Raw genomic sequence first — 6786 nt, forward strand, 5'->3', positions numbered from 1 at the left:
CCTAAGCGACAGAAGTGACTTCACTAAATCGTCGACAAAAACGTAGCTCCTCACGATATGCATACACATCTTCAACATGCCCACTAATAATCCGATTTTGTAATTTCTGCCAATAATCTGCGCAAAATAATTCACTATGATATTGCTGTAAATAGTGGCGAATTTTAGTATCTTGGCAAAGAAATTGAGCAAATTCTTCCGGAAAAACATCCTGCTCTCTCACGCTATACCACGGCTCTCCCGATAGTTCTTGTTCAGGATAAAGAGGCTCAGGAATATGGCGAAAATTCACCTCAGTCATGTAACAAATTTCATCGTAATCATAGAATACAACTCGCCCGTGGCGGGTCACCCCAAAGTTTTTAAATAGCATATCTCCCGGAAAGATATTTGCTGCGGCTAGCTGTTTAATCGCACAACCATATTCTTCAATCGCATGGTATAACTGCTCGTCCGTTGCTCCATCAATGAAAAGATTTAGTGGGATCATTTTACGTTCCATATAAAGATGGCGAATTAGAATTTTATCCCCCAAATCTTCCACTTGGGATGCAGCTTCCGTGAGCAATTCATTCATTAATTCATCGCTCACAAAACGTTTTTCAATGACAAAGTTTTCGAATTCTTGGGTATCGGCCATTCGCCCAACGCGATCATGCTCCTTGACCAATCGGTAACATTCGCGAACCCGCTCCTGAGTGACCTCTTTTTGTGGCGCAAATTGATCTTTGATAATCTTAAAAACACGATCAAAAGATGGGGCGGTAAATACCAGCATGACCATCCCTTTGACACCGGGAGCCAGAGAGAATTGCTCCCGTGAAAAATTCAAATAAGCCAAATATTCTCTGTAGTACTCTGTTTTCCCATGCTTTTGACAGCCAATTGCCATATACAATTCAGCAATAGATTTACTTGGTAAGATTTCCCGCAACCAAAAAACTAATCCCGCAGGGAATGGCGCATAAACCATAAAATATGATCGAGCAAAACCAAACACAATGCTGGCTTCATCCAATGCCGTTAGACAGGTATCCACATACATATGACCTTGTTCATCATGATGAATTGGCAATAAAAATGGATAAACTTGTTGATTAACATACAGTTTACCTACCAGCCACGCCGCTTTATTTCGATAAAAGAGTTCATTAGCAACATGTAATCGTGCAGGTTGTTCAGTGATGTTTGGAAATTTTTCTGTCAGGATGGTAACGATACATTGGATATCAAACGATAAATTTTTCCACGGTAATCTTAAGGGTAGCCCACTTAGAATTCCCAACAATACATCCTCTATATTTGCCTCTAATGCATATTCACGCGCTAATGGGCGAGGTAATGTATTAAAACGCCTCGCAGGCTGAGAGGTAAAAATAAACAGGTTATCCTGGGTTAATTCTCGATGCTGAAACAAGCGGCAATAGACTGAATTAAAAAAACTTTCTGCAATTTCAAATCGAGGATAATCGGGTAACAGTGTGGTATAAACCCGTTTAATTCTCGCCAAACTATAGGGGCTTAAAGATTGAACCAGTCCCATACATTGCAACTGTGCCACCACCAAGCCTACATGATGGTCATACAATTTGATTCTTTGTTTCATGGCATTTTGCACTGCATGCCAATCCCCACGTTCAAAACGTTCCTGCGCTCCTGACGTAATCTCTAAAAACCGTCCATACTGGGCATCGAATCCCTGCAAAATAGTTTGGGCGATAATCTGTTCGGTTTCTAGGGTCATTTTCTCTCTCCAATAAAAAACAGGCACTTACGTGCCTGAAAAATAGATAGATACACCAAAGTCAACATAGACACAGAGCACACACAAAATGTAGCGGTCACACCAAATTAAGCGATTTCACTTATTTAAAATTGCTCTTCTTCAGTTGAACCCGTTAATGCGGTAACGGATGAACTTCCTCCTTGAATAACCGTTGTGACCTTATCAAAGTAACCGGTTCCGACTTCTTGTTGATGAGAAGAGAAGGTATAGCCTTTGTTAATTGCTGCAAATTCACATTCTTGAACTTTTTCAACATAGTGTTTCATTCCTTCACCCTGAGCGTAGGAGTGAGCAAGGTCAAACATGTTGAACCACATGCTGTGAATACCCGCTAACGTAATGAACTGGAAGCGATATCCCATTGCTGATAATTCATCTTGGAAACGTGCAATCGTGCTGTCATCTAAGTTTTTCTTCCAGTTAAATGATGGTGAACAGTTATACGCCAACAATTTACCCGGGTATTTTGCATGGATGGCATCTGCAAATTGACGTGCGGCTTCAAGGTCGGGTTTCGAAGTTTCACACCAAACTAAATCTGCATACGGCGCATAAGCTAAGCCTCGGCTAATCGCTTGCTCTATACCAGCTTTCGTGCGGAAAAAACCTTCAGCGGTACGTTCCCCTGTAATAAATTGAGCATCATAAGGGTCACAATCCGATGTTAATAAATCCGCAGCATCGGCATCTGTCCTTGCAATCAAAATGGTCGGAATCCCGGAAACATCGGCAGCTAAACGCGCCGCAGATAATTTTTGAACCGCTTCTTGGGTTGGAACGAGTACTTTACCGCCCATATGACCACATTTTTTCACGGCTGCCAGCTGGTCTTCAAAGTGAACAGCTGCCGCACCCGCTTCAATCATATGTTTCATCAATTCAAAGGCATTCAAAACACCACCAAAACCAGCTTCAGCATCAGCCACAATCGGTAAGAAGAAATCGATATATTCTTTATTATCAGGTCCAATTCCATTCGCCCACTGGATTTGGTCTGCACGTCGAAATGTATTATTTATGCGTTCAACTACCGCAGGAACGGAATCTACAGGGTACAACGATTGGTCTGGGTACATGCTAGAAGCCGTATTCGCATCCGCAGCCACCTGCCAACCGGACAAGTAAATAGCTTCAATACCGGCTTTAGCTTGCTGCAATGCTTGCCCACCCGTTAATGCACCCAGTGCATTTACATACCCTTTTTTCGAACCACCATTGAGTTGAGCCCAAAAACGCTCAGCCCCTTTGCGCGCTAATGTGTGTTCTGGATTAACAGAGCCACGTAACTTAATCACGTCTTCTGCCGTATAAGGGCGGGTGATCCCTTTCCAACGAGGTTTTTTCCATTCGTTTTCTAACTGAGCAATTTGTTCTAAACGTGATGTGGTCATGATTCACTTCCTTTCTAATAATGTGTAGGATTCATCGAATGTTGTATTTATTGTTTTAATAAACAAAATATGACTAATCTAATAACTGATAACCAGGAATGGTCAGGAACTCTATCAACTCATCTTGAGTAGTGATTCGGCGCATTAATTCGGCGGCTTCACGGAAACGCCCACTCTGAAAACGCTGGTCACCGAGTTCTTTTTGAATAACTTGCAGCTCTTCATCTAGCATCTCTTCAAATAGGATTTTGGTGACTTTCATTCCATTTGATAGCGATTTACCGTGACGGATCCACTGCCAGATCGAGGTACGAGAGATCTCTGCGGTTGCGGCATCCTCCATTAACCCATAAATAGGGACGCAGCCATTCCCTGAGATCCACGCTTCAATGTATTGCACTGCGACACGAATATTGGCACGCATTCCTGCTTCCGTTCGTTCCCCAGCACAAGGCTTCAATAATTGTTCAGCGGTAATTTCGTCATCATTCTCACGGCGTACATTTAACTGGTTTTTACGATCGCCAAGAGCCATGTTAAAGACATCCATCACCGTATCAGCCAAACCAGGATGAGCAATCCACGAACCATCGTGGCCATTTCTCGCCTCCAGCTCTTTATCTACTTTAACTTTGGCTAAAATAGCTTGGTTCTCTAACTCATCTTTACTTGGGATGAAGGCCGACATCCCTCCCATCGCAAATGCTCCACGGTGATGGCAGGTTTTAATCAGTAAACGAGAATAGGCACTTAAAAACTCCTGCGTCATGGTGACGACTTGTCTATCAGGAAGTACTCGGTCAGCATGCTCTTTCAATGTTTTGATATAGCTGAAAATATAATCCCAACGACCGCAGTTCAGCCCGACAATATGGTGGCGCATGTGGTACAGAATTTCGTCCATTTGGAAAACCGCAGGCAACGTTTCAATTAATACAGTTGCTTTGATCGTGCCTCTTGGCAGCCCAACAAAATTTTCAGCAGCACTAAATACGTCACTCCACCATTGTGCTTCTTGCCAAGATTCTAATTTCGGAATGTAGAAGTAAGGGCCACTACCTTTTGCGAGTAGCGCTTGGTAGTTATTGAAAAAATACAGTGCAAAATCAAACAGCCCCCCAGAAATAGGTTTTCCATCCACGAGTACATGCTTTTCATCCAAATGAAGGCCACGAACACGAGCAATAAGTACCGCAGGATTTGATTTCAGTTGATAAACTTTTCCGTTTTCATTGGTGTAGGAAATCTCACCTTTGATCGCATCACTTAAATTAATCTGCCCTTCGATCAACTTCTCCCATGAAGGTGATAGTGAATCCTCAAAATCAGCCATAAACACTTTTACATTTGCATTCAAAGCATTAATGACCATTTTACGTTCTACAGGGCCTGTAATTTCAATTCGACGGTCCATGAGGTCATCAGGAATATTTTGAATCTTCCATTCTGAATTTTTAATGGAATTCGATTCCATAATGAAATTCGGTAACATTCCTGCATCTATTGATTTTTGTCTCTCAATTCTGTCTTTCAGTAATTGTTCTCGACGAGGTAAAAACTCTTCAACTAAAAAAGAAAGAAAAGCAATAGAATCAGCATGTAAAACCTGTTCATCTTGCTGAGTAATATCTTTTGTAAATGTTAAATCTGATATAGATAACTGCTGTTCCATTGTCTTACCCTCATTCATGGCTGGCTATGAATTAAGAGTAAGCCCAAAACAAAAATAAATCAAAAACGGTTTCCATTTTAATTTAAAATCAATATATCGAATTGATATTTATGATTTTTTCAATAAAATCATTTTTGTTTTTTATTTCTATTTATAAAATGTATTTGTTAAATATTAGTTAAATCATAGAGTTGTAGGCTGAAGAATTTTTTCATTCCAGAAAAGATAAATAAAAAAGAAGCCGTTTATCGGCTACTTTTTTATCTTTAAATAGGGAGGATATTGTGATTTATAGGCTAAAAATGTGCTATTAATTAGTCTTTAATTTTAAAATTTCATCTTTACTTGGCAGTAAATACGTTTTTTACTCGAGCGTCGGTGCCATATGAGTAAGATCAAACGGTGTGATCTGGTACACATAATAATTGAGCCAATTAGAAAATAGTAGATGCCCATGACTACGCCAACGAACTTCTGGATCATTATTAGGATCATCATTTTTAAAATAATTGCAGGGTAATTCGGGAGTAAGTCCGGCCTCTACATCACGCCAATATTCTTGAGATAGTGTTTCAGCATCATACTCTGGATGCCCAGTCACGAATGCTAACCGCTTATCTTTAGAGGCAAATAAATACGCTCCAGCTTCTGAAGAGCTCGCTAAAATATCTAAATCTGTATTTTGACGAATATAATCTTCAGGGAAATCCGCGTATCGGGAATGGGGAGCGTAAAATGAGGCATCAAAGCCGCGAGTTAACAACGCAAAAGGTTTTACCGTTTCATGGGAATAAACCCCTGAAAGTTTTTCTTTGCGTGTAAATTTAGGTAGATCATAGAGTACTTTTAACGCAGCTTGCACTGCCCAACAGACAAATAAGGTCGACGTTACATGTTCTTTAGCCCATGCAATCACTCGCTCGATCTGATCCCAGTAGCATACATCGCTGAAATCAACTAAACCTAGTGGCGCGCCAGTAACAATCAATCCATCAAAATTTTGATTCTGTATATCCTCAAAGTCACAATAAAAGTTATTGAGATGCTCTGCTGGGGTATTTTTAGATTCGCGCTGGTCGATACGTAGAAGTTGGATATCGACCTGTAGTGGTGTATTAGACAGTAAACGTAAAAACTGATTTTCAGTTTCTATTTTTTTTGGCATCAGATTCAATATCAGTACTTTCAAGGGACGGATCTCCTGAAGGCTTGCCCTTGTCGTTGTCATGACAAAAACATTCTCTTCGCGCAAAAAATTAACTGCCGGTAGCTCATCTGGTAAACGAATAGGCATCCCTTATCCCCTTAAATATACTTTTATACGTTTAGACTTCTAGAATGCTAAATAATCTAACCAATGTTGCTAAGTTTGTCGAGCATTTCAAAGCTAGTTGAAATAAATTCAAGCTATTCATATGGTCGTTTTACAATTCAAAGTCTAGCAAAGTAATAACTCACTGATCTCTCTTATTTTTATTACACATTAATATTCCAAATCGCTTATATTTTTTCGTCATTAATCAGAACTGACTCAGCACAAGAAGATATACGCCAGGAAAAGTACAAGAAAGAAAAGGAAGAACAGAAGAAAGTAAGAAAGAAAGGAAATCGAAAGAAAAAATCACCTAGGGGCTCAATGACGGATAAGTTTCAGTACTTTTGCCAACTTAAAATTGGAAAATGATTGAACCTCTTCAACTGTCACCAAGCTCCCAACGCAAAAAAGCCACCCATTGGGTGGCTTCTCGGCTAATTTAATGTCTGGCAGTTCCCTACTCTCACATGGGGAGACCCCACACTACCATCGGCGCTACGGCGTTTCACTTCTGAGTTCGGCATGGGGTCAGGTGGGACCACCGCGCTATTGCCGCCAGACAAATTCTGTTTATTCCCGTTTAAGTCTTTTATCCTTAAACCAGAACATCAATCTTGAACAA

General features: G+C 40.5%; 4 protein-coding genes and 1 rRNA gene. All 5 read right to left on the bottom strand.

Annotated elements, in window-relative coordinates:
* Position 1: 1 nt before the first annotated feature.
* The gene (gene aceK, locus PROVRUST_RS16755) at positions 2-1744 is read right to left on the bottom strand and encodes a bifunctional isocitrate dehydrogenase kinase/phosphatase (RefSeq protein ID WP_006816090.1); all 1743 of its coding nucleotides are present in this window, start codon (positions 1742-1744) and stop codon (positions 2-4) included.
* Positions 1745-1869: 125 nt separating this feature from the next.
* Complete coding sequence (gene aceA / locus PROVRUST_RS16760; protein ID WP_006816091.1) at positions 1870-3177, bottom strand: isocitrate lyase; 1308 nt, start codon at positions 3175-3177, stop codon at positions 1870-1872.
* Positions 3178-3250: 73 nt separating this feature from the next.
* Positions 3251-4849, bottom strand: a complete 1599-nt coding sequence (aceB, locus tag PROVRUST_RS16765) for a malate synthase A (RefSeq protein WP_039855789.1) — start codon at positions 4847-4849, stop codon at positions 3251-3253.
* Positions 4850-5213: 364 nt separating this feature from the next.
* Positions 5214-6143, bottom strand: coding sequence for a homoserine O-acetyltransferase MetA (gene metA / locus PROVRUST_RS16770; protein WP_006816093.1), 930 nt, complete (start codon positions 6141-6143; stop codon positions 5214-5216).
* A gap of 465 nt (positions 6144-6608) precedes the next feature.
* A 5S ribosomal RNA gene (gene rrf, locus PROVRUST_RS16775) occupies positions 6609-6724 on the bottom strand.
* Between the last annotated feature and the right edge of the window lie 62 nt (positions 6725-6786).

The sequence above is a fragment of the Providencia rustigianii DSM 4541 genome, assembly GCF_000156395.1.
GTDB lineage: Bacteria > Pseudomonadota > Gammaproteobacteria > Enterobacterales > Enterobacteriaceae > Providencia > Providencia rustigianii.

Excerpts from the sequence above, each read along its gene's own strand:
- aceK (WP_006816090.1), bottom strand. The coding sequence starts at position 1,744 with ATGACCCTAGAAACCGAACAGATTATCGCCCAAACTATTTTGCAGGGA.
- aceA (WP_006816091.1), bottom strand. The coding sequence starts at position 3,177 with ATGACCACATCACGTTTAGAACAAATTGCTCAGTTAGAAAACGAATGG.
- aceB (WP_039855789.1), bottom strand. The coding sequence starts at position 4,849 with ATGGAACAGCAGTTATCTATATCAGATTTAACATTTACAAAAGATATT.
- metA (WP_006816093.1), bottom strand. The coding sequence starts at position 6,143 with ATGCCTATTCGTTTACCAGATGAGCTACCGGCAGTTAATTTTTTGCGC.